The following is a 26,414-nucleotide window of genomic DNA, read 5'->3' as shown; positions in this document are numbered from 1 at the left end:
AAACAACTGGAGATTAATTCTTTCAGCCATTTCTATATTGCGCCACAAGTTTGTCTATTTTGTCCCAAAAGAGCGGTAAATTTTCACTTTGTTTTTCAGCCTCAATAATCTCCGCATCCACAGGGACATACCACCAATTATCTTTGGCAAAAGATTGGCATTTTACGGCATCTTTTTCCGTCATAAAGAGCGGTTGATTTTCAGCAATTTTTTCTAATTGAGACGCTTCAAAATGTTGATGATCTTGAAATGCTTGAGTTTTCTGTAATTGAATCCCTAACTTTTCTAACATAGTAAAAAAACGCTGTGGATTGCCAATCCCTGCAATGGCAAAACCTGATTGAAATTCCTTTAATTGGCGTTTTTCATTGGTTTTTAAATTAATCGCGAAATGAGGCACAAGACGCATAACCGCATCTGAATACTGATTTTGTCCACCATTAGTGATCACAAAATCTACGGATTTTAATCGACTTGGTAATTCACGCAATGGGCCTACAGGCAATACAAAACCATTTCCTAATGCACGCTCAGCGTCCATTACGACAATTTCTAAATCACGCTGTAATTTATAATGCTGTAAACCATCATCAGAAATAATAATATCGCACTCTGCTTGGCTTAAGAGTAATTCAATCGCTTGCTGGCGATTCGGGGAAATCACTACTGGCGCATTGGTTCGTTTCGCGATCAATACTGGCTCATCGCCACCTTCAATTGGATTCGTATTTTCAGTGACAAATAACGGATAAGTTTTAGATTTACTGCCGTAACCACGAGAAATCACACCTACGCGCAAACCTCGTTTTTTTAATTCTTCCACAAGCCAAACAACCACAGGCGTTTTGCCATTTCCACCAACAGACAAATTTCCCACAATTATCACCGGTTTTGGTGCGCGATAAGAAGATTTTATCCCCAAAGAGAATAAGGCGCGACGAAGTTGGCTAATCAACCAAAACAATAAAGAAAAAGGCGATAAGAGCCAAATAAGTTTGGAGTTGGAATACCAGAAGGGCATAGAAAATCCTTTCTAATAAGTGCGGATAAATAACGCGAGTTTTTCAACTCGCGTTTTCGATAATCAATAAATTAGCCACTAAACTGCATACTGTGTAATTGTTTATAGGCACCATTTTGTTCAAGCAATGCCTTATGGTTACCACGCTCACGAATTTCACCATGATCAATCACAAGAATTTCATCCGCATTTTCAATGGTTGATAAACGATGAGCGATTACGATAACAGTACGATCTTTCTTCAATTCATCTAATGCAGATTGAATTGCTCGTTCTGATTCTGTATCTAGTGCAGATGTAGCTTCATCTAAAATTAATACTGGAGAATTACGCAATAAAGCACGAGCAATCGCTAAACGTTGACGTTGCCCACCGGATAAGCTAGCACCGTTTTCACCAATGACCGTATCAAAACCTTGTGGTAATTTTTCGATAAACTCTAAAGCATAAGCCGCTTTTGCTGCTGCAATAATTTCTTCGCGAGAATACTTATCCTGCGCTGCATAAGCAATATTATTCGCAATGGTATCGTTAAATAAATGGACTTGTTGAGAAACCACAGCGCAGTTTTCGCGTAAATTAGATAAACGATAATCTTGGATATTTACGCCATCCAGTAAAATTTCACCTTGCTCAATATCGTAAAAACGGGTCACTAAATTAGCAATAGTTGATTTACCCGATCCAGAACGACCAACCAAAGCAACGTTTTTTCCTGCAGGCACGCTAAAAGAAATATTATTTAATGCAAGTTCCTCTTTTCCTGGATATGCAAAACTCACATTTTTAAATTCCAGTGCACCCTTCGCAGGTTCTGCTTTATAAGTACCGTTATCTTTTTCTGGTTCTAAATCTAAAATGGCAAATAAAGTTTGACAGGCTGCCATTCCACGTTGGAATTGAGAGTTTACATTGGTTAAAGATTTTAATGGACGCATCATCGCCAACATAGATGAGAAAACCACCGTAAAAGAACCCGCACTTAGGTTATCTTCCGCAATCAATGGAGTAGTCGCTAAAAACAATACTGCCGCCAAAGCAAGAGAAGCAATAATCTGCACAACAGGATCGGAAATGGAATCTGCGGTGACCATTTTCATACCTTTACGACGCATATTGTTACTGACTTTATTAAAACGTTCTTCCTCGACAAGCTGACCACCAAAAGAAAGCACGACTTTATGTCCTTTCAACATTTGCTCGGTCGTCGCTGTCAATTCCCCCATTGAATCTTGTAAATTCTTACTCAATTTACGGAAAATTTTTGAAACGATAGTGATCAATACCGCAATAATTGGCCCGATAACAAATAACACAAGCGTTAATTCCCAGCTTGTGTAAAACATTACGGCCAATAGCGAAATAATATATGCTCCTTCTCGCACAATTGTAATCAAAGATCCTGAAGAAGAACTTGCAATCATCTCCGAATCATAAGTGATACGAGAAAGTAATTTACCCGTTGAATTTCTGTCAAAGAAACTCACAGGCATAAACATCAAATGTTTAAACAAGCAGCGACGCATTGTCATCACAACTTTGCCTGACACCCATGCTAAACAATAATTAGAAATAAAGTTAGAGATCCCACGCAAAAAAATCATTCCCACGACGACCACAGCCATCATTTTCAAAAATGAATGATCCGCCTTACCGAATCCATCATCTAGCAAAGGTTTTAATAAATAAATAAGGCCTGAATCTGCCAAAGCATTAAGCACCAATGCGATAGCAGCTACCACTAAACCTGCTTTAAAAGGTTTAATTGTTGGCCATAAACGCTTAAACGTTTGTAAGGTTGAAAAATCATTTTCTTGTAATTTTTGCTCTTGCATAATCACTATCTAATGGTAAAAATTGCGCGCATTGTACCTTTTATTCGCTCGAGAATCCAATTACACGCGCATACCAAGGGGAAAATTCTGTGCGTGCTTGTTGGATTTCTAATCGGTCTTTAAAAAAATTTACCCGTACTTGCCCTGAAATAGCGGTATTTTCTACCGCACTTTTATAGCGTTGAAGCCTTTCTATAACCGAATAATGAGGGAATTTCCACGGATTCCAACGTCCACTAGAAATAATCGCCACATCTGGTCTAATCTGAGAAAGCAAGTATTCACTTGTCGATGTTTTACTCCCATGATGCCCCACTTGTAACATATCAATTTTTCCTAAAGTGCGGGCAAAAATTTGCTCATTTTTTACTTCAGCATCGCCAGTTAGCAAAACGCTATGCTTTCCATCATCGACTAAAATCACACAAGAATGGGCATTATCTGCTCGCTCCACAATAGAATGCGGCGAAAGTATTTGAAAATGTAGCTCTTGCCAATCCCAATCACGTCCAGCAGTACAAAAAGTGCGGTAATTTTCCCAATAATTTCTTTGTGAAGGGGTAATAAATTCCACATTGGGATACGTCTTTAAAATTGCCGAAGCACCACCTGCATGATCGTTATCATCGTGGCTCAAAATCAACTTTTCCAAAGTAATCCCTTCTCTTTGCAAATAAGGCAAAATTTCTAATTCAGCCATATTTCCACTTTGCCATGCTGGGCCTGTATCATAGAGAATCCCTTTACCATTTTTCACAATCAACGTTGCCAAGCCTTGCCCCACATCTAAAGTATCTACCTGCCAAGTTGGCTTGCTCAATTGTTTAAACAACAAAATCATAAAACAAAGCGACATAATGCCGAAAGAACATCGCAAAACGTTGATTCGCTCATCTTTTAGCAAAGGTTTACTAAGATTTAATGTAAAAAATTTTGCTCGTTTTATTTGCCTGGTTGATGATGAAATCTCGGGTTCTCGGTAAATACTCCAAATAATTAACATAAAAATTCCGCCACAAAATGCAGTTAAAACCAGTGCTAAATTAAATGAAACATTTAACCAATTCCCTTGAAAAACAGAAATTAACCAAGTAATTCCTTCGGCTAGCTTATTTGCAAGTTGCCAAGAAAAAACTGCGCCGTTGGTAAAAACAGCAAATAAAATCAAGGGAACAAGGAAAAAGCTATAAAGTGGTACAGCAATAAGATTGGCTAAAAAACCACTCAGCGATAAGCCATTAAATAGAAAAAGTTGCAAAGGCGTAAAAAAGATCAATAACCCAAATTGCAAATGAAATAAACTCAAAATCCACCGAGCTTTTGGTGAAAAGGTGTGATTTTTCCATTGAAAAAGAGAAAAAGGTACATAGCGATACCAGACGATCAAACAACCAACTGCTCCACAAGAAAGCCAAAAACTGACCGAAAGCGGCATTAATGGATCACATAAAAGCAAGAATCCAACAACCAGCATAAAAAGCTGAATAGGAGAATAATGTCGCCTCATTATTTGAATGAAGAAAACGAAAACAAGTGCTGAAATGGCACGAAAAGTTGGTACGCTAAAACCAGCCAAATACGCATAAATTAAAGCAAATAAAACACCAAAAACTAAAGAAAAATAAGGATGAATAAAACGGGTGGGTAAAAATACTTGCACAACACACGCCAAGTAAAATCCAATTCCCATAGCCAACCCAATATGTAAGCCTGAAATAGCAATAAGATGTGCGGTATTGGTTTGTTGGTAAATTGACCAGGTGTTTTTATCTAACCAAGCCCGTTCACCAAAAGCTAACGCGATCAATAAACCTTGTAGAGATAATCCTTCCGTTTGCTTCTTTACTTGTTGCAATTTTTCTGCGCGCAATGATGAAATATCAGAAATTTTCACCGCACTTTTTACGGTTCCAACAGCAGTAACCCCCTTGGAAAAATACCATTGTTGCCGATCAAATCCACCAAAATTTAATCGCGCAGAAAGTGGCCGTAAGGAAATTTCCGCTTGCCAAATTTCCGATAATTGAGGCACCTCTTTTGCTTTCCAATTTAAAAAAACTCGTTGCTCTCGCAAGTTATCCGCAAATTTTGCTGTAGCAATGAGAGTTTGATAATCCTGTTGGTGCAAAATTTCTTGGATCTTAAAAGTTACCACTTGCTTTTGAGCGGTAATACTTTGAGCCTGTTGTAACAAGCTGAATGCGGAATGATGTGTATACCCTAGAGAAACAACAAAAAAAGCAAGAAAAACTAAGAAATTTCTACGCAAAAAAATAAAAAGAAAAATCAAAGCAAGCGCAATAACCAGAGCAACTTGCCAAGTCAGTAGCCATGACTGCGGTAGAAATAACAACGTTAAATCTGCAACAATTAACAAGACAGCTAAAGTTATTAAGTTTAATTTCATTTTTATAAAAGATTAATTCCAGTCTCTCTAAGCCTAGGCTAGTTTTATTTAAATATGCAAACGGTTGCCTCAAATTTTGCGATCCATATCGTAAAAATAAATTTCTCAGGAAAATTTACTTGCTAAAACAAACAACTTCTGATATTTATACCGCCCGCAAAAATTGGGTTCCTAAAAGTGCTGTCAGGAACAAACTAAAATAACAAGACAGGAAGTCGTGAAGTTCACGCTTAAATTCTGTATGTATTAGGAGTGAGAGATGTCAAGAGCATCATTGAGCTTGCTAGATTTAGCAGGCGTTAAGCCTTATCAAATGAAAAAAGATGAAGAATATATGAATGAAGAGCAAATTCTTCATTTCAGAAAAATTCTTAATGCTTGGCACGAACAAATCGTGGAAGAAGCTTCTCGCACCGTTGCACATATGCAGGATGAAGTAACCAATTTCCCCGATCCTGCAGACCGAGCAACTCAGGAAGAGGAATTCAGTCTAGAATTACGTAATCGCGATCGCGAACGTAAACTAATGAAAAAAATTGAAGCAACCTTAAAAAAACTTGATACAGATGATTTCGGTTACTGCGATTGTTGTGGTGAAGAAATTGGCATTCGCCGTTTAGAAGCACGCCCAACAGCAGATCTCTGCATTGATTGCAAAACGTTAGCTGAAATCCGTGAAAAACAAGTCGCTGGTTAATTCATTCTATTGAAAAATACAAAAGTGCGGTTAAAATTAGCCGCACTTTTTTGCATTTAAAAATGCGGAAAAATCCCCTTGCCTTTTTCTTTACAGAAAAAGAACTAAGTCATTTATTTCCAACTAAAAAAACGGAGTAAATTATTCTTACTTATATCAAAAATTTGTTTGGCAAAAAGACAAAAAAATCAAAAGAGGTTGCCAAAACAAGTGCTCATTCTAAACGAGTTGAGCGTTCTAATAGTCAAATGCCAAAAGCGCGGGCAAAAAAATCAGAACAAACACACCGCTACGATAAAAATGTGATTAAAGCGGCTCAATTTGATATTTCACCGCGTGATTTTAGCCGTAATGCACTCACCGTAGTGGAAAAACTGCAACGTCAAGGTTTCGAGGCTTATATCGTCGGTGGATGTATCCGCGATTTATTGCTCGGAAAAAAACCAAAAGATTTTGATGTTGCAACAAACGCCCGTCCTGAGCAAATCCAAAACATTTTTCAACGCCAATGCCGTTTAGTGGGTCGCCGTTTCCGATTAGCACATATTATGTTTGGTCGAGATATTATTGAAGTCGCCACTTTCCGTGCAAATCACAGTGATGCTCGCAATGAAAATCAAGCGAAACAGAGCAATGAAGGCATGTTGCTGCGCGATAATGTTTACGGCACGATCGAACAAGATGCAGAACGCCGTGATTTTACGGTCAATGCGCTGTATTACAATCCTCAAGACAATACCTTACGTGATTATTTTGATGGTCTTCAGGATCTCAAAGCGGGAAAACTGCGCTTAATCGGCGATCCAGTTACGCGTTATCAAGAAGATCCTGTGCGCATGCTACGCTCAATTCGTTTCATGGCAAAACTTGATATGTTCCTTGAAAAACCAAGCGAACAACCAATTCGTGAACTTGCACCTTTATTAAAAAATATTCCGCCAGCTCGCTTATTTGACGAAAGTTTAAAATTATTGCAGGCGGGACAAGGGGTAAAAACCTATCGTTTATTACGTCAATATGGTTTATTTGAACAACTTTTCCCTGCATTAAGCGCATATTTTACAGAGAAAGAAGATAGCTTTGCAGAACGCATGATCGTAACCGCGCTTACTTCTACGGATGAACGTGTTGCGGATAAACTTCGTATTAATCCTGCATTTTTATTTGCAGCATTTTTCTGGTATCCATTGCGCGAAAAAGTGGAAATTTTGAAAAATGAAGGCGGTTTAAATAATCATGATGCTTATGCTTTAGCGGCTAATGAAGTTTTAGACTTATTCTGCCGAGCTTTAGCTGCGCCACGTCGTCATACTGCGGTCATTCGTGATATTTGGTTCTTACAGCTACAATTATTAAAACGTACTGGCTCAGCACCAATGCGCACCATGGAACATCCAAAATTCCGTGCAGGCTTTGATTTACTGGCTATGCGTGCGGAAATTGAAGGTGGCGAAACGATTGAATTGGCCAAATGGTGGCACGAATATCAATTCAGCAATGGTGAACAGCGTGAACAGTTAGTACACGAGCAACAACGCTTACATCCTAAACCAAAGAAAAAATACTATCGTCCACGCCGTCGTAAAACCACGCGCTCAGCAGAATAAGGGAAAAGATGATTACTGCATATATTGCCCTTGGTAGCAATTTAAACACACCAGTGGAACAATTACATGCTGCGCTTAAAGCGATAAGTCAGTTACCAAACACTCATTTGGTAACGACGAGCTCTTTTTATAAAAGCAAACCGCTCGGCCCACAAGATCAACCCGATTATGTGAATGCTGTTACAAAAATTGAAACCAAGCTTAGCCCGCTTGCTCTATTGGATGAATTGCAACGCATTGAAAATGAGCAAGGTCGAGTACGTTTACGTCGCTGGGGTGAGCGTACATTAGATTTGGATATTTTGCTTTACGGCAACGAAATCATTCAAAACGAACGCCTAACGATTCCCCATTATGATATGCATAACCGTGAGTTTGTCATTGTGCCGTTATTTGAAATCGCATCGGATTTGGTCTTACCTAACACTCAACCACTAGTAGATTTGGTCAAGCAATTTGATGACCATGAAATGATAAAATTAAATCCCTAGAAATTTCACCGCACTTTTATGAACCTCAAAAGTGCGGTAGAATCAGCCCACATTTTTCTTCATTCATGACCCGTTATGGAAAGCTTGACTCAATATATCCCTGATGAATTTTCTATGCTCTGCTTCGGCAAAAAATTCGCGGAAATTCTTTTAAAATTGCATACAGAAAAAGCCATTATGGTTTATCTTAACGGTGATCTTGGGGCAGGAAAAACAACGCTGACACGCGGAATGTTGCAAGGTATCGGTCATCAGGGTAATGTAAAAAGTCCAACTTATACGTTGGTTGAAGAATACAATATTGCAGGCAAAATGATTTATCATTTTGATTTATATCGTTTAGCAGATCCTGAAGAGCTCGAATTTATGGGCATTAGAGATTATTTTAATACGGATAGCATCTGCTTAATTGAATGGTCTGAAAAAGGCCAAGGCATATTGCCGGAAGCGGATATTTTAGTAAATATTGATTATTACGATGATGCACGAAATATTGAATTAGTCGCACAAACAAACTTAGGTAAAAATATTATAAAAGCATTCTCTAATTAATTTATTTATGAAAACAAAAATTTTATTTTTTCTTTTTTTCTCAACGTTTAGCTTCTCTCTTTTTGCAGCCCCAATCACGATTGCGATTGACCCTGGTCATGGGGGAAAAGATCCCGGTGCAATCAGCCGAAACTTGGGCATTTATGAAAAAAATGTCACACTTTCGATTGCAAAAGAGTTAAAAGCCTTACTCGATAAAGACCCAAATCTTCGCGGCGTATTAACACGCAGTGGCGATTACTATATTTCCGTGCCTGAGCGTTCAGAAATCGCACGTAAATTTAAAGCGAATTATCTCATTTCCATTCATGCGGACTCATCTGAATCACCTGAACGTCGCGGTGCATCAGTCTGGGTATTGTCAAACCGTCGAGCCAATGATGAAATGGGTCAATGGTTAGAAGACGATGAAAAACGCTCTGAACTACTCGGTGGCGCAGGAAAAGTGCTTTCACACAATAACGATAAATATCTTGATCAAACTGTGCTTGATTTACAATTTGGTCATAGCCAACGTACTGGTTATGAACTTGGCAAACATATCTTAAGTCATTTTTCAAAAGTGACAACCTTAAGCCGCAGCATTCCTCAACACGCAAGCCTTGGCGTTTTACGTTCGCCCGATATTCCTTCCGTATTAGTGGAAACAGGTTTTCTATCAAATTCTGACGAAGAACAAAAACTTAACTCTCCAGCTTATCGCCGTCGTATCGCCTATATGATTTATGAGGGATTAGTGGTTTTCCGCGGCGGAAAAGCCAAATCTTTCATTAGTGATGATATTGTTCAGAATAGCAAACAAAATGATACAAAAAATACTGAAAAAAATGACCGCACTTCCGATAAAAATGCCAATGAAAACAGTGTAAAAGATAGCGGCCTTCGCCATACAGTCAAAAATGGGGAAAGTTTAGGAAGCCTTGCGAATAAATACGATGTCAAAGTGGCTGACATTGTGGCGTTAAATAAATTAAAACGCGAAGCGCTTTGGATTGGAGAAACCATCAAAATTCCAGATAATGGAAAAACTCAGAAAGCACAAGATGACAAAACAAATTCATCAAAAAATAAAGAAAGTGCGGTGAAAAAGACAGAGAAAACGACTGAAAAAACCAACAATCCAAAAATAGAAAAATCAGAAAATAAAACGGATAAAAATAAATCCTCAAATAAAATGAAAAAAGAGGAAACCTCATCCACTAAAAAATCGGATGATGAAAAAAAAGAAATTCCGCTTTACCATGTCATTCAAAAAGATCAGACAATCTATGCTGTATCGCGAGAATACAATATTTCAGTCAACCAAATTTTAAAGCTGAATCCAAAATTAAAAGATGGTAAAGCCCTGAGCGGACAAAAAATTAAATTAAGAGAAAAATAAATGCCAATTAAAATTCTTTCCCCACAACTTGCGAACCAAATTGCTGCTGGTGAAGTAGTAGAACGCCCTGCGTCTGTGGTGAAAGAATTAGTGGAAAATAGCCTTGATGCAGGTGCAAATAAAATCCAAATCGATATCGAAAATGGTGGGGCAAATTTAATCCGCATTCGTGACAACGGCTGTGGCATTCCAAAAGAAGAATTAGGCCTTGCTTTGGCACGACATGCTACGAGTAAAATAGCTGACCTTGACGATCTAGAAGCCATTTTAAGTTTGGGTTTTAGAGGCGAAGCATTGGCAAGTATCAGCTCGGTATCGCGCTTAACGCTCACCTCTCGCACAGCAGAGCAAACTGAAGCGTGGCAAGTTTATGCGCAAGGTCGTGATATGGAAACCACAATCAAACCTGCATCACATCCTGTCGGCACAACAGTTGAAGTTGCCAATCTTTTTTTCAACACGCCAGCTCGTCGAAAATTTTTGCGCACAGACAAAACAGAATTTACTCATATTGATGAAGTCATTCGCCGCATTGCTTTAACAAAATTCAATACGGCATTTACATTGACTCATAATGGGAAAATTATCCGTCAATATCGTCCTGCTGAAGAGCTCAGTCAGCAACTAAAACGTGTTGCCGCTATTTGTGGGGATGATTTTGTCAAAAATGCCTTACGAATTGATTGGAAACACGATGATTTACACTTATCGGGCTGGGTAGCTACACCAAATTTTAGCCGAACTCAAAATGATTTAAGTTATTGCTACATTAATGGCCGAATGGTGAGAGATAAAGTGATCAGCCATGCTATTCGACAAGCCTATGCACAATATTTACCAACCGATGCTTATCCTGCGTTTGTGTTGTTTATTGACTTAAACCCACACGATGTGGATGTCAATGTTCATCCGACCAAACATGAAGTGCGCTTTCATCAACAACGCCTCATTCATGATTTTATTTACGAAGGCATCAGCCATGCGCTAAACAATCAAGAACAGCTTAATTGGCACACAGACCAAAGTGCGGTAGAAAATCACGAAGAAAATACGGTGCGTGAACCCCAACCAAATTACAGAATTCGACCTAATCGTGCCGCTGCGGGGCAAAATATCTTTGCGCCACAATATCATGAAAAACCACAGCAAAATCAACCGCACTTTTCTAACACACCAGTGTTGCCAAATCATGTAAGTACTGGTTATCGAGATTACCGTTCTGATGCGCCGAGTAAAACCGAGCAACGTTTATATGGTGAATTGTTACGTACATTACCACCTACAGAGCAAAAGAATATATCAAAAACAGTACAACAAAATATTTCAGATACAGCTAAAATCATCTCAACTGAAATAATTGACTGCCCATCACATCTACGCGCCCTTTCACTTATTGAAAATCGCGCGTTGTTATTACAACAGAACCAAAATTTCTTTTTGCTTTCATTGGAAAAATTACAACGCTTGCAATGGCAATTGGCTTTACAACAAATACACATTGAACAACAACCTTTATTGATTCCCATCGTGTTCCGATTAACTGAATCACAATTTCAAACATGGCAACAATACTCAGACGACTTCAAAAAAATTGGCTTTGAATTTATCGAAAATCAAGCACAATTACGCTTAACCTTAAATAAAGTGCCAAGTTTATTGCGTACACAAAATCTACAAAAATGCGTAATGGCAATACTGACTAGAGATGAAAATTCATCACTATTTTTAACCGCACTTTGCTCACAATTAGAATGTAAAACCTTTGACGCTTTAGCGGACGCACTCAATTTATTGAGCGAGACGGAACGTTTACTGACGCAAACGAATCGCACGGCATTCACCCAATTACTCAAACCTGTTAATTGGCAGCCTTTATTAGACGAAATTTAGATTCTTCATGAAACCAACCGCAATTTTTTTAATGGGCCCAACAGCCTCAGGTAAAACAGATTTAGCCATTCAACTACGAAGCTCACTTCCAGTCGAAGTGATTAGTGTAGATTCAGCGCTCATTTATAAAGGAATGGATATTGGCACAGCGAAACCATCAAAAGAAGAACTTGCTCTTGCCCCTCACCGTTTGATTGATATTTTAGATCCATCAGAAAGCTATTCCGCAATGAATTTCCGCGATGATGCGCTACGAGAAATGGCAGATATTACCGCACAAGGCAAAATTCCGTTACTAGTGGGCGGCACGATGTTGTATTACAAAGCATTAATTGAAGGGCTTTCTCCCTTGCCTTCTGCTGATGAAAATATTCGCGCCGAGCTTGAACAAAAAGCAGCTCAACAAGGTTGGGCAACATTACACGCAGAACTCGCCAAAATCGATCCTATTTCTGCCGCCCGAATTAATCCGAGTGATTCTCAACGAATCAATCGTGCTTTAGAGGTTTTTTATATCACGGGAAAATCACTTACTGAACTTACAGAAGAAAAAGGCGAAGCCTTGCCTTATGATTTTGTACAATTTGCAATCGCGCCGCAAGATCGTCATATTTTGCATGACCGCATTGAACAACGCTTTCATAAAATGATTGAACTGGGCTTTCAAGAAGAGGTAGAAAAACTTTATGCGCGTGGTGATTTAAATATTAATCTACCGTCAATTCGCTGTGTAGGCTATCGTCAAATGTGGGAATATTTACAAGGCGATTACGATCACGAAGAAATGATTTTCCGTGGTATTTGTGCAACTCGCCAGCTAGCTAAACGCCAGCTCACTTGGCTGCGCGGTTGGAAAACACCAATACAATGGCTTGACAGTTTGCAACCTCAACAAGCGAAAGAAACCGTATTACGTCACTTAAATTCTTATCAAAAAGGTTAGAAAAAATGACCGCACTTTCTGCCCTCATTGAACAAAAATTGCAATCTCTTGGCACAATTCTGTGCCAATCTTTTCCAGAACTTTCCCCAGAAAAAATTCACGAAGCTATTCAACAAAATTCAAATCATCCAGAACTGCCTGTTTATCAATTAGGCTATGCTATGGCAATGTCTGACTTTGTAGAAAATGTCTTGCAAAAATACCCGCACTTAGTGAAACAATGGTGGGAAAAATCCCCCTGTTTTGCAGATTGCTCTGCCTATATTGAACGTTTGAATAAAGAGTTAGCCAATGTTCATGACGAAACCTCACTCTATCAAACATTACGCCAATTCCGTAACATTGAAATGGCAAAATTAAGTTTTTGTCAAAGTTTGAATCTTGCGACTGTTGAGGAAATTTTTATTCAGCTTTCACAACTTGCAGAGAGTTTAATTATCGCTGCCCGCGATTGGCTTTATCATCAAGCCTGTATGGAGATGGGCACGCCAATGGATGAACAAGGCAATCCGCAGCAGCTTTATATCCTAGGAATGGGGAAATTAGGCGGCTTTGAACTAAATTTTTCCTCAGATATTGATTTAATTTTTACTTATCCATCACAATGGGAAACGTCCATTGAGAATACGAATGCTCGACGTTCTGTGGATAATACGAAATTTTTCACACGGTTAGGGCAACGTCTTATTTCTGCCTTAGATGAATTTACCTCTGATGGTTTTGTATATCGAACCGATATGCGCTTGCGCCCATTTGGTGACAGCGGCGCGCTTGTTCTCAGCTTTGCAGCAATGGAACAATATTATCAAGATCAAGGTCGAGATTGGGAACGCTATGCAATGATCAAAGGACGACTATTGGGCGCACAAACAAAGGATCCCAACGTTTCAAAATTGAAAAAAATGTTACGCCCTTTTGTGTATCGTCGCTATATTGACTTTAGTGTGATTCAATCTTTACGCGAAATGAAAGGCAAAATTGAGCGAGAAGTACGCCGTCGTGGTTTGAAAGATAATATTAAACTAGGTGCTGGTGGTATTCGTGAAGTCGAATTTATCGTGCAAGTTTTTCAACTCATTCGAGGTGGACGAGAAATCAATCTGCAACAACATTCACTCTTAAAGATCTTACCTGAAATTACCAAACTAGGATTAATTACCGAGCAACAATTCCACGATTTACGTGAAAGTTATATTTTTTTACGCCGCGTAGAAAACATTCTACAAGCCATTAACGATCAACAAACTCAAACACTACCAACCGATGAAATAGATCAAATTCGTTTAGTCGAGGCATGTACAACATTCACCTGTTTAAATGAAAATAATCAAACCATTGAAAAACATTATCCAATAGAAAATTGGGATGATTTTTACCGCACTTTGCAACAAAAACAAGAAAAAGTGCGAGCGGTATTTACTCAATTAATCGGTGATGAACAAGATGAGCCTTCACCAACGGATAGCCAGTGGCAAGATTTTTTAGAATCAGACTTTGAGGATATTGAACAAACATTATTAGAGAGTGGTGTATCAGAAAATAATATTGATGAAGTTTTAGAAAAGCTTTCTCAATTCAAAGACAGCCTAAATCACAGAGTGATTGGTTCGCGTGGGCGTGATGTTTTGAGTCATTTAATGCCAACAGTATTTGCACTCATTTTTCAACAAGAAAATTACCGCACTTTGCTCCCCCGAATTCTGAACATTATTGAAAAAATTTCGAGTCGCACGACTTATTTAGAATTATTATTGGAAAATCCTCGCGCACTTCAGCAAGTTATTGAACTTTGTGCTCAGTCTCAACTTATTTCAGAGCAACTGGCCCGCCATCCTATCTTATTAGATGAATTGCTTAATACAGAAGCGCTAGCCCATCCGTTGCCATTTACCCAATATCCTGCGGAGTTACACCAATATTTGCTTCGTTTACCTCCTGATGATGAAGAACAGCTTATTGATGCTTTACGTCAATTTAAACAAGCAACCCTATTAAAAGTGGCCGCAGCAGATATTTTGGGGGCATTACCAGTGATGAAGGTAAGCGATCATTTAACCTATCTTGCCGAAGCGATTATTGAAGTCGTTGTGAATCTAGCTTGGAAACAAGTTTCGTCTAGATTTGGCGTGCCTGAACATTTGCAAAATAATGAAAAAGGATTTTTAGTGATTGGTTATGGAAAACTGGGTGGTATTGAACTCGGTTATAAATCCGATTTAGACCTCGTATTTTTGTACGATGCCGTAGAAAATCAAACAACAGGTGGCAAAAAAGTGATTGATAGCAATCAATTTTACCTACGCTTGGCACAAAAGATTGTAAGTATTTTCAGCATAAATACTTCCGCTGGCGTACTTTATGAGGCAGATATGCGCCTACGCCCTTCTGGCGATGCTGGCTTAATTGGCTGCTCTCTTTCTGCATTTGCCCATTATCAATTAAATGAAGCTTGGACATGGGAAAAACAAGCGCTTGTGCGTGCTCGCCCTGTATTTGGCGAATCATCTCTTAAAGCTAAATTTGAGCATATCCGCCAACAAGTACTTTCTGCATCACGAGATCTTGAACAATTAAAGCGAGATGTTGCGGAGATGCGAGGAAAAATGTTCACTCATTTGTCCCATTCAAAAGATGGTGAATTTAATCTTAAAACAGATCGCGGTGGCATCACTGATATTGAATTTATTGCTCAATATTTAATGCTTGCCAATGCCCCACAAAACCCACAACTGACAAAATGGTCAGACAATGTACGTATTTTCGATGATATGGCAGAGGCTAAAATTATTAACCAAACAGACTGCGACGCTTTAAAACAAAGTTATGTCGATTTACGCAATGCTATTCACCATTTAAATTTGATTGGCAAATCCCCTGTTGTAGATGAAACTGAATTTGTCAAAGAGCGGTCATTTATTCAAGCATTTTGGGATAAGTTATTTAGTTCATAAAATACTAATTAAATCCCATTTTTAATGAACTAAATCTAACATTTCCTGAGCATTGGCTAAAGCTAATTCTGTAATTTCACTTCCGCCCAAGAGTCTTGCCAAGGCTGGTACACGTTCAGCTTGTGAAAGTGCGGTCATTTGTGTTTCAGTTTTATTATCCACAGTAAATTTTTCTACATTGAACTGATGATGGCCATGACAAGCAACCTGTGGTAAGTGAGTTACGCATAATACTTGGCAACGTTCACTTAATTGACGTAAGAGTTTTCCGACAACGCTTGCAGTTTTTCCGCTAATGCCCACGTCCACTTCATCGAAAATTAACGTTGGAATAGCCGATTGATCAGAAGTTAAAACTTGAATCGACAAAGAAATACGAGAAAGCTCACCACCAGAGGCAATTTTAGCTAACGGTTGAGGTTGTTGACCTAAATTACTACGCAGAGTAAAAATCACATTATCTGAACCGTTTGATCCCACTTTATCGAAGTCCGTATTCAACTCTACATAAAATTCTGCATTTTCCATTGCAAGTTGTTTTATAGACTGCGTGACATTCTGCGCTAAGCGAGCTGCAGATTGCTGACGACTTTCAGTTAATGCTTTAGCCGTTACTTGCATTTGTTCAAATGCGAGTTTTTCTTGCTCAATCAACATCTCTTCACTTTCAGAAAAATCTAAAAGTGCGGTTAATTCTGCTTTTAATTTTTTGTGATGTTCCACAAGATCTTCAGGTTTAACTTGATGTTTACGAGCAAGTTGTAAAGCCTGACTAATTCTTTGTTCGATTTCCTGTAAAAGTTGAGGATCTTGCTCGATATTACTCGATAAATTTCGCACTTCACTGGTTGCTTCTTGCACTTGAATCAACGCATCATTCAACATACTTTGCACTTCAGCATATTGCGGATCAAGTTCAGCTAATTCATCAATATATTGTGTCGCACGATACAGCAAGCTATCGATATTTACTGTGTCATTTTCACTTAAAATTTGCAGGGCTGATTGAGAAAGTTGGGTTAACTGTTCACTGCTAGATAAACGACGTTGTTCATCTTCTAATTCCAAATATTCATTTGATCGAAGATTAAATTCATCTAATTCATCAACTTGATACTGTAAAAGTTGTTTACGTGCTTCATTTTCTGCCACTTTTTGTTGAAAGGTTTTAACTTGATTTTGAAGATTTTTCCATGCTTGATAATCTTCACGCATTTTCACAAGTAATTCAGGATGAGCGGCAAAATTATCAACTAACTGAAGCTGATAGTCATTTTTTAGCAATAATTGGGAAGCGTGCTGCCCATTAATATGAACAAGATATTGACCAATTTCTTTTAATTGAGAAGCGGATACAGGAGTGCTATTAATAAAAGCTTTAGAACGTCCGTCTGCATTAATCACACGACGCAAAATACATTCAGTGGGATTATCGGGATCTTGTAATTCTTGCTCACTCAACCATTGATAAGCAGAATTTTGCGATTCTAGTTGGAAAGTTGCACAAATTTCTGCTCGTTCTTGCCCTTCGCGTACCATTGAGGTTTCAACTCTTTGTCCGAAACATAAACCTAAAGCATCAATAGCGATAGATTTACCAGCCCCAGTTTCCCCAGTAATAACAGACATTCCTTTCGCCAATTCGATATCAAGCTGGCGAACAATCGCAAAATTATTGATAGTAAGTTGAGTAAGCATAGCAAAATCCTTTAACTGTATATCAATTATATTACAACTGATTTAATTTACAGTAAAGGATTTTTTTACAGTATTTTAATGATGCGTTTCTACTATGCTTTTTTATAAAAATTAAAATGATTTCAACCAACCTAATTTGGTACTTAATACATTATAATAATTATAATTTTTTAGATGAAGCAATCGGAGTTTATGCTCACTTTTTTGAATATGAACCACATCATCAGGCGTAAAAGGTAAGGCTATTTGACTATCACAGCCCACCTCCAATTGAGATGTATTATGTTCAGCAAAACGAATCGATATTTTGCTATCACCATCAATAACAAGAGGACGAGAAGTTAATGTATGTGGAAACATTGGCACTAACGCAATAGCATTAAGGTTTGGTGTCAAAATAGGTCCACCAGCAGAAAGAGAATAAGCCGTAGAACCTGTTGGCGTAGAAACAATTAATCCATCAGAACGTTGTGAAAATGCAAACTTATCATTGATATACACATGAAAATCGATCATATGTGCAATTTTCGCAGGGTGGATAACCGCCTCATTCACTGCATTGCCTGTCGATACAATTTCACCTGCTCGCTCAATTTTTGCTTCCAATAAAAAACGTTCTTCCACGAAGAATTCACCGCGTTCTAAACAAGCTTCAAGTTGAGCATAGGCATTTTTCGGGTCAATATCTGTTAAAAATCCCAAATTACCGCGGTTAATTCCAATCAATGGAATATCATATTTTGCTAATACGCGAGCACGGCCCAACATATTACCATCACCACCAATCACAATAACCAACTGTGCTTGGCAACCAATTTCATCAAGTGTCGCAAGATTTTCTGCAGGAAGCCCCAGTTTTTCAGCAACATCTTTTTCCATCATTACTTGATAACCACGTTCCGTTAACCAGTGAAACAAATTTTTGTGCATTTGTAGGTTAATGTCATTTCTAGGTTTTCCTACAAGTCCAATGGTTTTAAAGGAACGATATAAATTATTCATAAAATAAACCGCACTTGAATTTAACATTTTCATCATTATATAGTTTTTTGTTAGACTATAGCTAACGACTATAGCGAATTTTGTATTTACGGAGAAAAAAATGTCAGAACAAGAACAAAAAGTTGAAACCCCAGAAGTAGAAAAAGAAGAGGCTGTTGTGGAAGAAACACAACAAACAGAGCCTTCTCAAGAACTTGATCCTTTAGAAGAAGCTATTGCCCGAGTACAAGAACTTGAAGAGCAACTAAAAACTCAAATTGAAGAAGCGGCAAACAAAGAACAGGATATTTTACTTCGCTCTCGTGCTGAAATTGAAAACCTTCGTCGTCGAACTGAACAAGACGTAGAAAAAGCACATAAATTCGCATTGGAAAAATTCTCAAAAGACATTTTGAATACTATCGATAACCTAGAGCGTGCGCTTGCCACTCCAGCAAATAAAGAAGATGAAAGCGTAAAAGCCTTATTTGACGGCGTAGAACTGACCTTAAAAGAATTAGTTTCAACCGTTAGTCGTTTTGGTGTGGAAGCTGTGGGGGTTGTCGGTGAAGCATTTAATCCTGACTTACATCAAGCCATTTCAATGCAACCTGCTGAAGGCTTTGAAAGCAATCAAATTAGCGTCGTATTGCAAAAAGGCTACACCTTAAATGGTCGAGTCATTCGCCCAGCGATGGTAATGGTGGCGGCTTAAGCCATAAGATAAAAAAGAGCGGTCGATTTTTCGGCCGTTTTTTTATATTCATCAATAACAATTATATGATTAATTTTATTGTTCACACTGCCCTTCAGTTTTAAAAATAAAAACTTTGATCTCGCTCACAAAATCAAAAAATGTTTGAGAAAAGTTCTCAACAACTTAATTTGATATTTTTCTAATAAAATCAATCTTTAACAAAATTCTATTACAATAAAACACCTAAAAACACTACATATTGTGTGTTGATTATCTTTTTAGATCTATATATAGTGCAGCCCGCATTTCAAAAACACTATATATTGGAGCTATATCATGAGTAACTTTGGGGTCATCAAGCGCGATGGTTCTCGTGCGGAGTTTGAGATTCAACGTATCATCAATGCCATTAAAAAAGCCGCAAGTGCGGTCAATATTTCCGATGAATTTTATTGCCACCAAATTGGACAAGAAGTAGGAAATGAAATATTCACCCATCATCAAGGCGAGATTGATATTAATCAGATTCAAAAAATCGTTGAAGATAAATTGATGGCAAGTCGTTATCCTGAGGTTGCTCGTGCGTATATCGAATATCGTCATGATCGTGATTTAGCGCGAGAAAAACGTAGCCAGCTAACAAAAGAAATTGAAGGCTTGATTGAACAAAGCAACGTAGAATTACTTAATGAAAATGCCAATAAAGACGCGAAAGTGATTCCAACGCAACGTGATTTGCTTGCTGGAATTGTGGCAAAACATTATGCCAAACACCATATTCTTCCACGCGATGTAGTAGAGGCTCACGAAAAAGGTGAAATTCATTATCACGATTTAGACTACGCACCGTTCTTCCCGATGTTTAACTGTATGTTAGTGGATTTAGAAGGCATGCTTTCTCGTGGTTTCAAAATGGGCAATGCGGAAATCGAACCCCCTAAATCCATTGGCACCGCTACTGCAGTGACAGCACAAATTATCGCTCAAGTTGCCAGCCATATTTACGGTGGCACAACCATTAACCGTATTGATGAAGTACTTTCCCCTTATGTGCAAATCAGTTACGAAAAACACCTCAAACATGCCCAAGAATGGAACGTGCCTGATATTGAAGGTTACGCCAAAGCATTGATTGAAAAAGAGTGTTTCGATGCCTTCCAATCTTTAGAATATGAAGTGAATACACTGCATACGTCGAATGGGCAAACGCCATTTGTGACCTTTGGTTTTGGTTTAGGTACAAGTTGGCAATCCCGCTTAATTCAGCAAGCTATTTTAAAAAATCGTATTCGTGGACTCGGAAAAAACCATAAAACGCCAGTCTTTCCAAAACTTGTTTTCACCATCAAAAAAGGCTTGAACCAAACTCAAGGCGATCCGAATTACGATATCAAACAACTCGCATTGGAATGTGCATCAAAACGTATGTATCCAGATATTCTCAATTACGATCAAGTTGTCAAAGTCACAGGCTCTTTTAAAGCCCCTATGGGATGCCGTAGCTTTTTAGGTGCATACGAAGAAGACGGACATGAAATTCACGATGGGCGTAATAATCTTGGCGTGGTGAGTTTGAATTTACCGCGTATCGCGTTGGAGTCTAAAAACGAAGAAGATTTCTACCGCACTTTAGATGAACGTTTAGCTATTGCGAAAAAAGCATTAATGACACGTATTGCCCGCCTTGAAAATACCAAAGCTCGCGTTGCCCCCATTCTTTATATGGAAGGCGCATGCGGAGTGCGGTTAAAAGCGGATGAAAATGTGGCACAAATTTTCAAAAATGGACGCGCCTCTATTTCGCTCGGCTATATCGGTATTCACGAAACCATTAATGCGCTATATAGCAAAGGGCATATTTTTGATGATGAACAATTACGCGAAAAAGGCATTGCGATTGTTCGCCATCTTAGTGAGGCAGTAAAACGCTGGCAAAAAGAAACAGGCTATGCCTTCAGCCTTTACTCCACGCCAAGCGAAAACTTATGCGACCGCTTCTGCCGTCTAGACACCAAAAAATTTGGCGTGATTGAAGGCGTCACGGATAAAGGCTACTACACTAACAGTTACCACTTAGATGTAGAAAAGAAAGTGAATCCTTACGATAAACTGGATTTCGAAATGGCATATCCCCCACTCGCCAGCGGCGGTTTTATTTGCTACGGCGAATACCCAAATATTCAACACAACTTAAAAGCATTGGAAGATGTGTGGAATTATAGCTACGATCGCGTACCTTACTACGGCACAAACACACCGATTGATGAATGTTATGAATGTGGTTTCACCGGTGAATTTGAATGTACCAGTAAAGGTTTTGTTTGCCCGAAATGTGGCAATCACGATAGCACAAAAGTGTCTGTCACTCGCCGCGTATGTGGCTATCTAGGCAGCCCTGATGCCCGCCCATTTAATGCGGGAAAACAGGAAGAAGTGAAGAGAAGAGTTAAACACCTTTGATTTAACTCTCTAGCAATAGCACGCGTTTTTTAATGCGTGCTTTTTATTTCCAACTTTGGCATTCCTAAAAATCTTCGATAGAATAACCGCACTTTTATCGTCTCTTCAAGGAAAGCAATATGTCAGATATTCTCAATAACCTCATTCATCTTCTTAAACTTGAAAAAATTGATGATTTAATCTTTCGTGGTGAAAGCCAAGATTTAGGTTTTCGTCAAGTATTTGGCGGGCAAGTAGTGGCGCAGGCGTTATCAGCGGCAATGCAGGTGGCGCCAGAAGATCGAATTTTACATTCTTGTCATGCCTATTTTCTTGCTCCAGGAGACAGCCAATATCCGATTATTTACGATGTGGAAACCTTGCGTGAAGGGCATAATTTTTCTGCATTACGCGTGAAAGCTATTCAACATAAAAATACCATTTGCCATGTAACTGCTTCTTTCCAAGTGCCAGAAAAAGGTTTTGAACATCAAAATACAATGCCAAATGTTGGCGCACCTGAAGACTTTACAGATGAAAATGTGATGCTACAAAAAGTAGCTCAAACCTTGCCAGAACCACTCAATGAAAAATTTGCCGCAGAGCGTCCATTTGAGGTACGTACCAAATATTTGAATAACCCATTTAACGGGACAAAATTGCCAGCCGAGCAATATTCTTGGTTTAAAACCAATGGTGAAACGCCGCTTGATATAAAAATTCAGCAATGTTTATTGGCTTATTTTTCCGATTTTCACTGTATTTTGACCGCACTTCATCCGCACGAAAAAGGCTTTTTACAAAAAGGAATGAAAGTGGCAACCATTGATCATAGTATTTGGTTCCATCGTCCGTTTGATTTAAATCACTGGCATTTACACGCAATTGAAAGCAATAATGCCTTTGGAGGCCGTGGTTTGGCTCGAGGGCAGATTTTCTCGCCAGATGGTCAATTAATCGCAACAACACAACAAGAAGGCTTGATCCGTTTTAACGAATGAGAGAGAAAAAATGACCGTACTTATTACACAATTTTGGCAACAAGTTGAAACTGCACTAAAAACAGCGAATCCACAAGAAAAATGTCGTTTAGTTAATGATCTCTACGATAATCTTCTGCCACAAATTCAGTTAATAAAATTAGAAGATTTTCCCAAAGTCGTGCCACAAGATAATATTGCCGCTTTTCCTGAAAAACCGCTCTTAGTTACACCGAAAGATGTGCCAAAACGTTCTTTTGCTACAGAAGAAGGCTATGCTGCCACATTGCACGCTATCGCACATATTGAGTTTAATGCGATTAATTTAGGCTTAGATGCGGCTTGGCGATTCGGGCGTAATGCACAACAAGAACTTGGCGAAGGCTTGGCTTTTGTGAAAGATTGGCTGCGTGTCGCTCGTGAAGAAAGCACTCACTTTTCCTTAGTCAATGAACATTTAAAAACATTGGGTTATCAATATGGTGATTTTGAAGCTCATGCTGGATTATGGGAAATGGCGCAAGCCACCGCGTACGATATTTGGGAACGAATGGCGTTAGTTCCTCGTGTATTAGAAGCACGCGGCCTCGATGCAACACCTGTTCTGCAAGAAAAAATCGCACAACGTAAAGATTTTGCCGCAGTGAACATTTTGGATATTATTTTGCGCGATGAAATTGGCCATGTTTATATCGGCAATCATTGGTATCACGCCCTTTCTAAAAAACGTGGTTTAGATGTGATGAAATGCTTTACTGAGTTGCTACACAAATACCGTATTGTGATTTTTAAAGGTGTCATTAATACCGATGCTCGCATTCAAGCGGGTTTCACTCAGCATGAGTTGGATTGGATTTATGAAGTGGAACAAACATTAAAATCCTATATTAAGAAATGATGAAAGAGCAAAAGACTAAGTTCTATTACATTCTGAACTTAGTCTTTTTAATGAAATTAATTTAACATTTAAATTTATTGCTTACGCCAAGTTGTTCCATTCGGCCCATCTTCTAATACGATGCCCATAGCGGTAAGCTCATTACGCGCAGCATCTGCAGCAGACCAATCTTTAGCAGCGCGGGCGTCATTGCGTTGTTTAATCAGCGCTTCAATTTTTGCTACTTCATCATCGTCGGAACCCGATTGTAAGAATTTCTCTGGTTCTTGTTGAAGTAATCCTAAAATCGCACCCAATTCTCGCAAACGCGCGGCAAGTCCATTGGCTTTCTCAACATCTTCTGTTTTTAACTTGTTAATTTCACGCGCCATTTCGAATAAAACAGAAAGTGCATTTGGCGTATTAAAATCATCGTCCATTGCTTCACGGAAAGTTGCCACAAAATTTTCTCCGCCAAAAGCAACCGCACTTTGAACGGTGCCACGTAAAGCGGTGTACAAACGTTCTAATGCACCTTGTGCTAAATTCAAGTTTTCTTCGCTATAATTGAGCTGGCTGCGATAGTGTGCCGTTAGTAAGAAATAACGCACCGCTTCTGCATTGTAGTGGTTTAATACATCACGAATAGTGAAGAAGTTGCCGAGAGATTTCGACATTTTTTCTTTATCCACCATAATCATGCCGGAATGGATCCAATAATTCACATATTGGCCGCCATGTGCACAGCAAGATTGCGCGATTTCATTTTCGTGGTGAGGGAACATTAAATCAGAGCCACCACCGTGAATATCAAAATGTTCGCCAAGCTGTTTGCAGTTCATTGCAGAACATTCAATATGCCAACCTGGACGACCAGCCCCCCATGGGGATGGCCAGCTTGGTTCGTTTTCTTTCGACATTTTCCAAAGCACGAAATCCATTGGATTTTTCTTGATTTCATTGATTTCAATACGTGCACCAGCTTGTAATTGCTCAAGATCTTGACGAGATAATTTGCCGTATTCTTTAAAACTTTCCACATCAAACATCACATCGCCATTATCCGCAACATAAGCATGTCCGCGTTTAATCAATTTTTCCACAATTTCAATAATTTCTGGAATATGATGGGTCGCACGAGGCTCAAAATCAGGGCGTAATACATTAAGTGCATCAAAATCTTTATACATTTCCTGCACCATACGATCCACAAGTTGATCGCAGGTTTCTTTGTTTTCTAACGCTCGTTTAATAATTTTGTCATCTACGTCCGTAATATTGCGTACATAAGTTAAATCGTAACCCAAAGAACGTAAATAACGGGCAATCACATCAAAACACACAAAAGTGCGTCCATGACCGATATGGCACAAATCATAAACAGTGACGCCACAAACATACATTCCCACTTTATTTTCGTGGATAGGTTTAAAGATTTCTTTTTCTCTCGTTAAGGTATTGAAAATTTTTAGCATTTTTAAGCTCGTAAAATGAAATAAAAACAAACCGCACTTTTATAGCACTTTTACCTCGATTGTGGAATAATACGACCCTTAATTTTTCAGAAGGAAAACAAAATGGTTACGTTACACACAAACTTTGGCGACATTAAAATTAAATTGGATTTTGATAAAGCTCCAGTTACAGCAGAAAACTTCTTAAATTACTGCAAAGACGGTTTTTATAATAACACAATTTTTCACCGTGTTATTGATGGCTTTATGATTCAAGGCGGTGGTATGGAAAGCGGTATGCGCGAAAAAGCAACAAACGCACCAATCCAAAATGAAGCGAACAATCGTTTAAGTAACAAACGTGGAACCATTGCAATGGCTCGCACTTCAGATCCACATTCAGCGACAGCACAATTCTTCATTAACGTAGCAGACAATGATTTCTTAAATTATCGTTCAAAAGAAATGTTTGGTCGCGAAGTCGTTCAAGAATGGGGCTATGCGGTATTTGGTGAAGTAGTTGAAGGTATGGATGTTGTTGATAAAATCAAAAAAGTGAAGACAGGCAACAAAGGCTTTCATCAAGATGTTCCAACTGAAGATGTGGTTATTACATCAGTTTCAGTAGAATAATCGTGAATGGCGGATAAATTCCGCCATTTTTTATTGACCTAAAGGAAAATGCTCATGCCTTTCTTCGACACTCACACGCATCTCGATTATCTCCAACAATTTACAGGAGAACCGTTGTCACAGCTTATTGATAATGCTAAGCAAGCCGATGTGCAAAAAATACTGATTGTGGCGGTGAAAGAAACTGATTTTAAAACAATCCAAAATATGACCGCACTTTTTCCTGATAATTTGCGCTATGGGCTTGGGCTCCATCCTCTTTATATTAAAGAACACGCCGAAAATGATTTAATTCTGTTAGAACAAGCCTTAAAAAATCGTGATGCAAATTGCACGGCGGTGGCAGAAATTGGTTTGGAACGCGCAATTCCTGATTTGCTCACCGATGAACTTTGGGCAAAACAATGTCATTTTTTTGAAAGCCAACTTTATTTGGCAAAACAATTTAATTTACCCGTCAATATTCACAGTCGAAAAACTCATGATCAAATTTTTACTTTTTTAAAACGTATTCCATTATCTAAACTTGGCGTGGTACACGGTTTTTCAGGAAGCTACGAGCAAGCAAAACGCTTTGTTGATTTAGGTTATAAAATCGGGGTTGGCGGCACGATCACTTATGAACGCGCCAATAAAACTCGTCAAGCGATCGCGAAGTTGCCACTTGATGCCTTAGTGTTGGAAACAGATAGTCCAGATATGCCTGTATTTGGTTTTCAAGGCCAACCTAATCGACCAGAGCGTATTGTGGAAAGTTTCAAAGCTCTTTGTACCTTAAAAAATGAACCTGCTGAATTGATTAAAAAAGTCACATGGGAAAATTCTTGCCAGATTTTTTCTTGATCCACGTCACATTACTGAAATTATTTTGAATTAAATA

Annotated in this window: 20 protein-coding genes; 14 read left to right on the top strand and 6 right to left on the bottom strand. The window is 38.6% G+C overall.

Annotated features, from left to right (window positions below):
• Positions 1-22: 22 nt before the first annotated feature.
• The 3 genes from lpxK to AC6H0J_RS04905 all read right to left on the bottom strand — a co-directional run bounded on the left by lpxK (position 23) and on the right by AC6H0J_RS04905 (position 5,263).
• On the bottom strand, positions 23-1,021 hold the full coding sequence (lpxK, locus tag AC6H0J_RS04915) for a tetraacyldisaccharide 4'-kinase (protein WP_046953434.1): 999 nt from the start codon (positions 1,019-1,021) through the stop codon (positions 23-25).
• A 71-nt stretch (positions 1,022-1,092) separates the two neighbouring features.
• Complete coding sequence (gene msbA / locus AC6H0J_RS04910) at positions 1,093-2,856, bottom strand: lipid A ABC transporter ATP-binding protein/permease MsbA (protein ID WP_005627993.1); 1,764 nt, start codon at positions 2,854-2,856, stop codon at positions 1,093-1,095.
• Positions 2,857-2,896: 40 nt separating this feature from the next.
• Positions 2,897-5,263: a DNA internalization-related competence protein ComEC/Rec2 gene (locus AC6H0J_RS04905; protein ID WP_118817059.1), complete on the bottom strand. Its 2,367-nt coding sequence runs from the start codon at positions 5,261-5,263 to the stop codon at positions 2,897-2,899.
• A gap of 259 nt (positions 5,264-5,522) precedes the next feature.
• Here AC6H0J_RS04905 and dksA point away from each other — a divergent pair, with 259 nt between their 5' ends.
• From dksA to glnE, 8 genes are all read left to right on the top strand, one after another.
• Positions 5,523-5,960, top strand: a complete 438-nt coding sequence (gene dksA, locus AC6H0J_RS04900; RefSeq protein ID WP_005630220.1) for an RNA polymerase-binding protein DksA — start codon at positions 5,523-5,525, stop codon at positions 5,958-5,960.
• Positions 5,961-6,124: 164 nt separating this feature from the next.
• Positions 6,125-7,567 carry a polynucleotide adenylyltransferase PcnB gene (pcnB, locus tag AC6H0J_RS04895; protein ID WP_420897177.1) on the top strand — a complete coding sequence of 481 codons (1,443 nt, stop codon included), beginning with the start codon at positions 6,125-6,127 and terminating at the stop codon, positions 7,565-7,567.
• A gap of 8 nt (positions 7,568-7,575) precedes the next feature.
• Positions 7,576-8,058 carry a 2-amino-4-hydroxy-6-hydroxymethyldihydropteridine diphosphokinase gene (gene folK, locus AC6H0J_RS04890; protein WP_118817060.1) on the top strand — a complete coding sequence of 161 codons (483 nt, stop codon included), beginning with the start codon at positions 7,576-7,578 and terminating at the stop codon, positions 8,056-8,058.
• Between the two features lie 75 nt (positions 8,059-8,133).
• Positions 8,134-8,610: a tRNA (adenosine(37)-N6)-threonylcarbamoyltransferase complex ATPase subunit type 1 TsaE gene (tsaE, locus tag AC6H0J_RS04885; protein ID WP_118817061.1), complete on the top strand. Its 477-nt coding sequence runs from the start codon at positions 8,134-8,136 to the stop codon at positions 8,608-8,610.
• Between the two features lie 7 nt (positions 8,611-8,617).
• Complete coding sequence (locus AC6H0J_RS04880) at positions 8,618-9,991, top strand: N-acetylmuramoyl-L-alanine amidase (protein ID WP_118817062.1); 1,374 nt, start codon at positions 8,618-8,620, stop codon at positions 9,989-9,991.
• Positions 9,992-11,881: a DNA mismatch repair endonuclease MutL gene (gene mutL / locus AC6H0J_RS04875; RefSeq protein ID WP_118817063.1), complete on the top strand. Its 1,890-nt coding sequence runs from the start codon at positions 9,992-9,994 to the stop codon at positions 11,879-11,881.
• A 7-nt stretch (positions 11,882-11,888) separates the two neighbouring features.
• Positions 11,889-12,824, top strand: a complete 936-nt coding sequence (gene miaA, locus AC6H0J_RS04870; protein ID WP_005627905.1) for a tRNA (adenosine(37)-N6)-dimethylallyltransferase MiaA — start codon at positions 11,889-11,891, stop codon at positions 12,822-12,824.
• 5 nt (positions 12,825-12,829) lie between these two features.
• Complete coding sequence (gene glnE / locus AC6H0J_RS04865) at positions 12,830-15,775, top strand: bifunctional [glutamate--ammonia ligase]-adenylyl-L-tyrosine phosphorylase/[glutamate--ammonia-ligase] adenylyltransferase (protein ID WP_497512945.1); 2,946 nt, start codon at positions 12,830-12,832, stop codon at positions 15,773-15,775.
• A 21-nt stretch (positions 15,776-15,796) separates the two neighbouring features.
• On the opposite strand, the gene recN is transcribed toward glnE, so the two are convergent.
• A complete protein-coding gene (recN, locus tag AC6H0J_RS04860; RefSeq protein WP_118817065.1) occupies positions 15,797-17,473 on the bottom strand; it encodes a DNA repair protein RecN in 1,677 nt (558 codons plus the stop codon).
• A gap of 111 nt (positions 17,474-17,584) precedes the next feature.
• Complete coding sequence (locus tag AC6H0J_RS04855) at positions 17,585-18,475, bottom strand: NAD(+) kinase (RefSeq protein WP_032825633.1); 891 nt, start codon at positions 18,473-18,475, stop codon at positions 17,585-17,587.
• Positions 18,476-18,575: 100 nt separating this feature from the next.
• On the opposite strand from AC6H0J_RS04855, the gene grpE reads away from it, so the two are divergent.
• The 4 genes from grpE (at position 18,576) to AC6H0J_RS04835 (ending at position 23,468) form a co-directional block, all read left to right on the top strand.
• Positions 18,576-19,169: a nucleotide exchange factor GrpE gene (gene grpE, locus AC6H0J_RS04850; protein ID WP_005627916.1), complete on the top strand. Its 594-nt coding sequence runs from the start codon at positions 18,576-18,578 to the stop codon at positions 19,167-19,169.
• 318 nt (positions 19,170-19,487) lie between these two features.
• Positions 19,488-21,611 (top strand): anaerobic ribonucleoside-triphosphate reductase, encoded by a 2,124-nt coding sequence (nrdD, locus tag AC6H0J_RS04845; RefSeq protein ID WP_005627918.1) that lies wholly within the window; start codon positions 19,488-19,490, stop codon positions 21,609-21,611.
• Between the two features lie 119 nt (positions 21,612-21,730).
• A complete protein-coding gene (gene tesB, locus AC6H0J_RS04840; protein WP_005627920.1) occupies positions 21,731-22,591 on the top strand; it encodes an acyl-CoA thioesterase II in 861 nt (286 codons plus the stop codon).
• Between the two features lie 10 nt (positions 22,592-22,601).
• Complete coding sequence (locus AC6H0J_RS04835; RefSeq protein WP_005627921.1) at positions 22,602-23,468, top strand: ferritin-like domain-containing protein; 867 nt, start codon at positions 22,602-22,604, stop codon at positions 23,466-23,468.
• Positions 23,469-23,542: 74 nt separating this feature from the next.
• Here the strand turns inward: AC6H0J_RS04835 and cysS are convergent, their stop codons facing one another.
• Positions 23,543-24,922 carry a cysteine--tRNA ligase gene (cysS, locus tag AC6H0J_RS04830; RefSeq protein ID WP_005627925.1) on the bottom strand — a complete coding sequence of 460 codons (1,380 nt, stop codon included), beginning with the start codon at positions 24,920-24,922 and terminating at the stop codon, positions 23,543-23,545.
• A gap of 102 nt (positions 24,923-25,024) precedes the next feature.
• Here cysS and AC6H0J_RS04825 point away from each other — a divergent pair, with 102 nt between their 5' ends.
• Both AC6H0J_RS04825 and AC6H0J_RS04820 read left to right on the top strand, forming a co-directional pair.
• Entirely contained in the window at positions 25,025-25,534 is a 510-nt protein-coding gene (locus tag AC6H0J_RS04825; protein WP_005627927.1) for a peptidylprolyl isomerase, read from the top strand.
• A gap of 54 nt (positions 25,535-25,588) precedes the next feature.
• On the top strand, positions 25,589-26,377 hold the full coding sequence (locus tag AC6H0J_RS04820; RefSeq protein WP_114892342.1) for a TatD family hydrolase: 789 nt from the start codon (positions 25,589-25,591) through the stop codon (positions 26,375-26,377).
• The last annotated feature ends 37 nt before the right edge of the window (positions 26,378-26,414 follow it).

The organism is Haemophilus sp. THUN1691 (genome assembly GCF_059704425.1).
The sequence above is the reverse complement of the archived record's forward strand: the minus strand, read 5'-3'. Positions and strand labels throughout refer to the sequence as shown.

Bases quoted from the DNA above. Each gene is read 5' to 3' on its own strand.
- lpxK (WP_046953434.1), bottom strand. From the start codon at position 1,021: ATGCCCTTCTGGTATTCCAACTCCAAACTTATTTGGCTCTTATCGCCT.
- msbA (WP_005627993.1), bottom strand. From the start codon at position 2,856: ATGCAAGAGCAAAAATTACAAGAAAATGATTTTTCAACCTTACAAACG.
- AC6H0J_RS04905 (WP_118817059.1), bottom strand. From the start codon at position 5,263: ATGAAATTAAACTTAATAACTTTAGCTGTCTTGTTAATTGTTGCAGAT.
- dksA (WP_005630220.1), top strand. From the start codon at position 5,523: ATGTCAAGAGCATCATTGAGCTTGCTAGATTTAGCAGGCGTTAAGCCT.
- folK (WP_118817060.1), top strand. From the start codon at position 7,576: ATGATTACTGCATATATTGCCCTTGGTAGCAATTTAAACACACCAGTG.
- tsaE (WP_118817061.1), top strand. From the start codon at position 8,134: ATGGAAAGCTTGACTCAATATATCCCTGATGAATTTTCTATGCTCTGC.
- AC6H0J_RS04880 (WP_118817062.1), top strand. From the start codon at position 8,618: ATGAAAACAAAAATTTTATTTTTTCTTTTTTTCTCAACGTTTAGCTTC.
- mutL (WP_118817063.1), top strand. From the start codon at position 9,992: ATGCCAATTAAAATTCTTTCCCCACAACTTGCGAACCAAATTGCTGCT.
- miaA (WP_005627905.1), top strand. From the start codon at position 11,889: ATGAAACCAACCGCAATTTTTTTAATGGGCCCAACAGCCTCAGGTAAA.
- glnE (WP_497512945.1), top strand. From the start codon at position 12,830: ATGACCGCACTTTCTGCCCTCATTGAACAAAAATTGCAATCTCTTGGC.
- recN (WP_118817065.1), bottom strand. From the start codon at position 17,473: ATGCTTACTCAACTTACTATCAATAATTTTGCGATTGTTCGCCAGCTT.
- AC6H0J_RS04855 (WP_032825633.1), bottom strand. From the start codon at position 18,475: ATGAATAATTTATATCGTTCCTTTAAAACCATTGGACTTGTAGGAAAA.
- grpE (WP_005627916.1), top strand. From the start codon at position 18,576: ATGTCAGAACAAGAACAAAAAGTTGAAACCCCAGAAGTAGAAAAAGAA.
- nrdD (WP_005627918.1), top strand. From the start codon at position 19,488: ATGAGTAACTTTGGGGTCATCAAGCGCGATGGTTCTCGTGCGGAGTTT.
- tesB (WP_005627920.1), top strand. From the start codon at position 21,731: ATGTCAGATATTCTCAATAACCTCATTCATCTTCTTAAACTTGAAAAA.
- AC6H0J_RS04835 (WP_005627921.1), top strand. From the start codon at position 22,602: ATGACCGTACTTATTACACAATTTTGGCAACAAGTTGAAACTGCACTA.
- cysS (WP_005627925.1), bottom strand. From the start codon at position 24,922: ATGCTAAAAATTTTCAATACCTTAACGAGAGAAAAAGAAATCTTTAAA.
- AC6H0J_RS04825 (WP_005627927.1), top strand. From the start codon at position 25,025: ATGGTTACGTTACACACAAACTTTGGCGACATTAAAATTAAATTGGAT.
- AC6H0J_RS04820 (WP_114892342.1), top strand. From the start codon at position 25,589: ATGCCTTTCTTCGACACTCACACGCATCTCGATTATCTCCAACAATTT.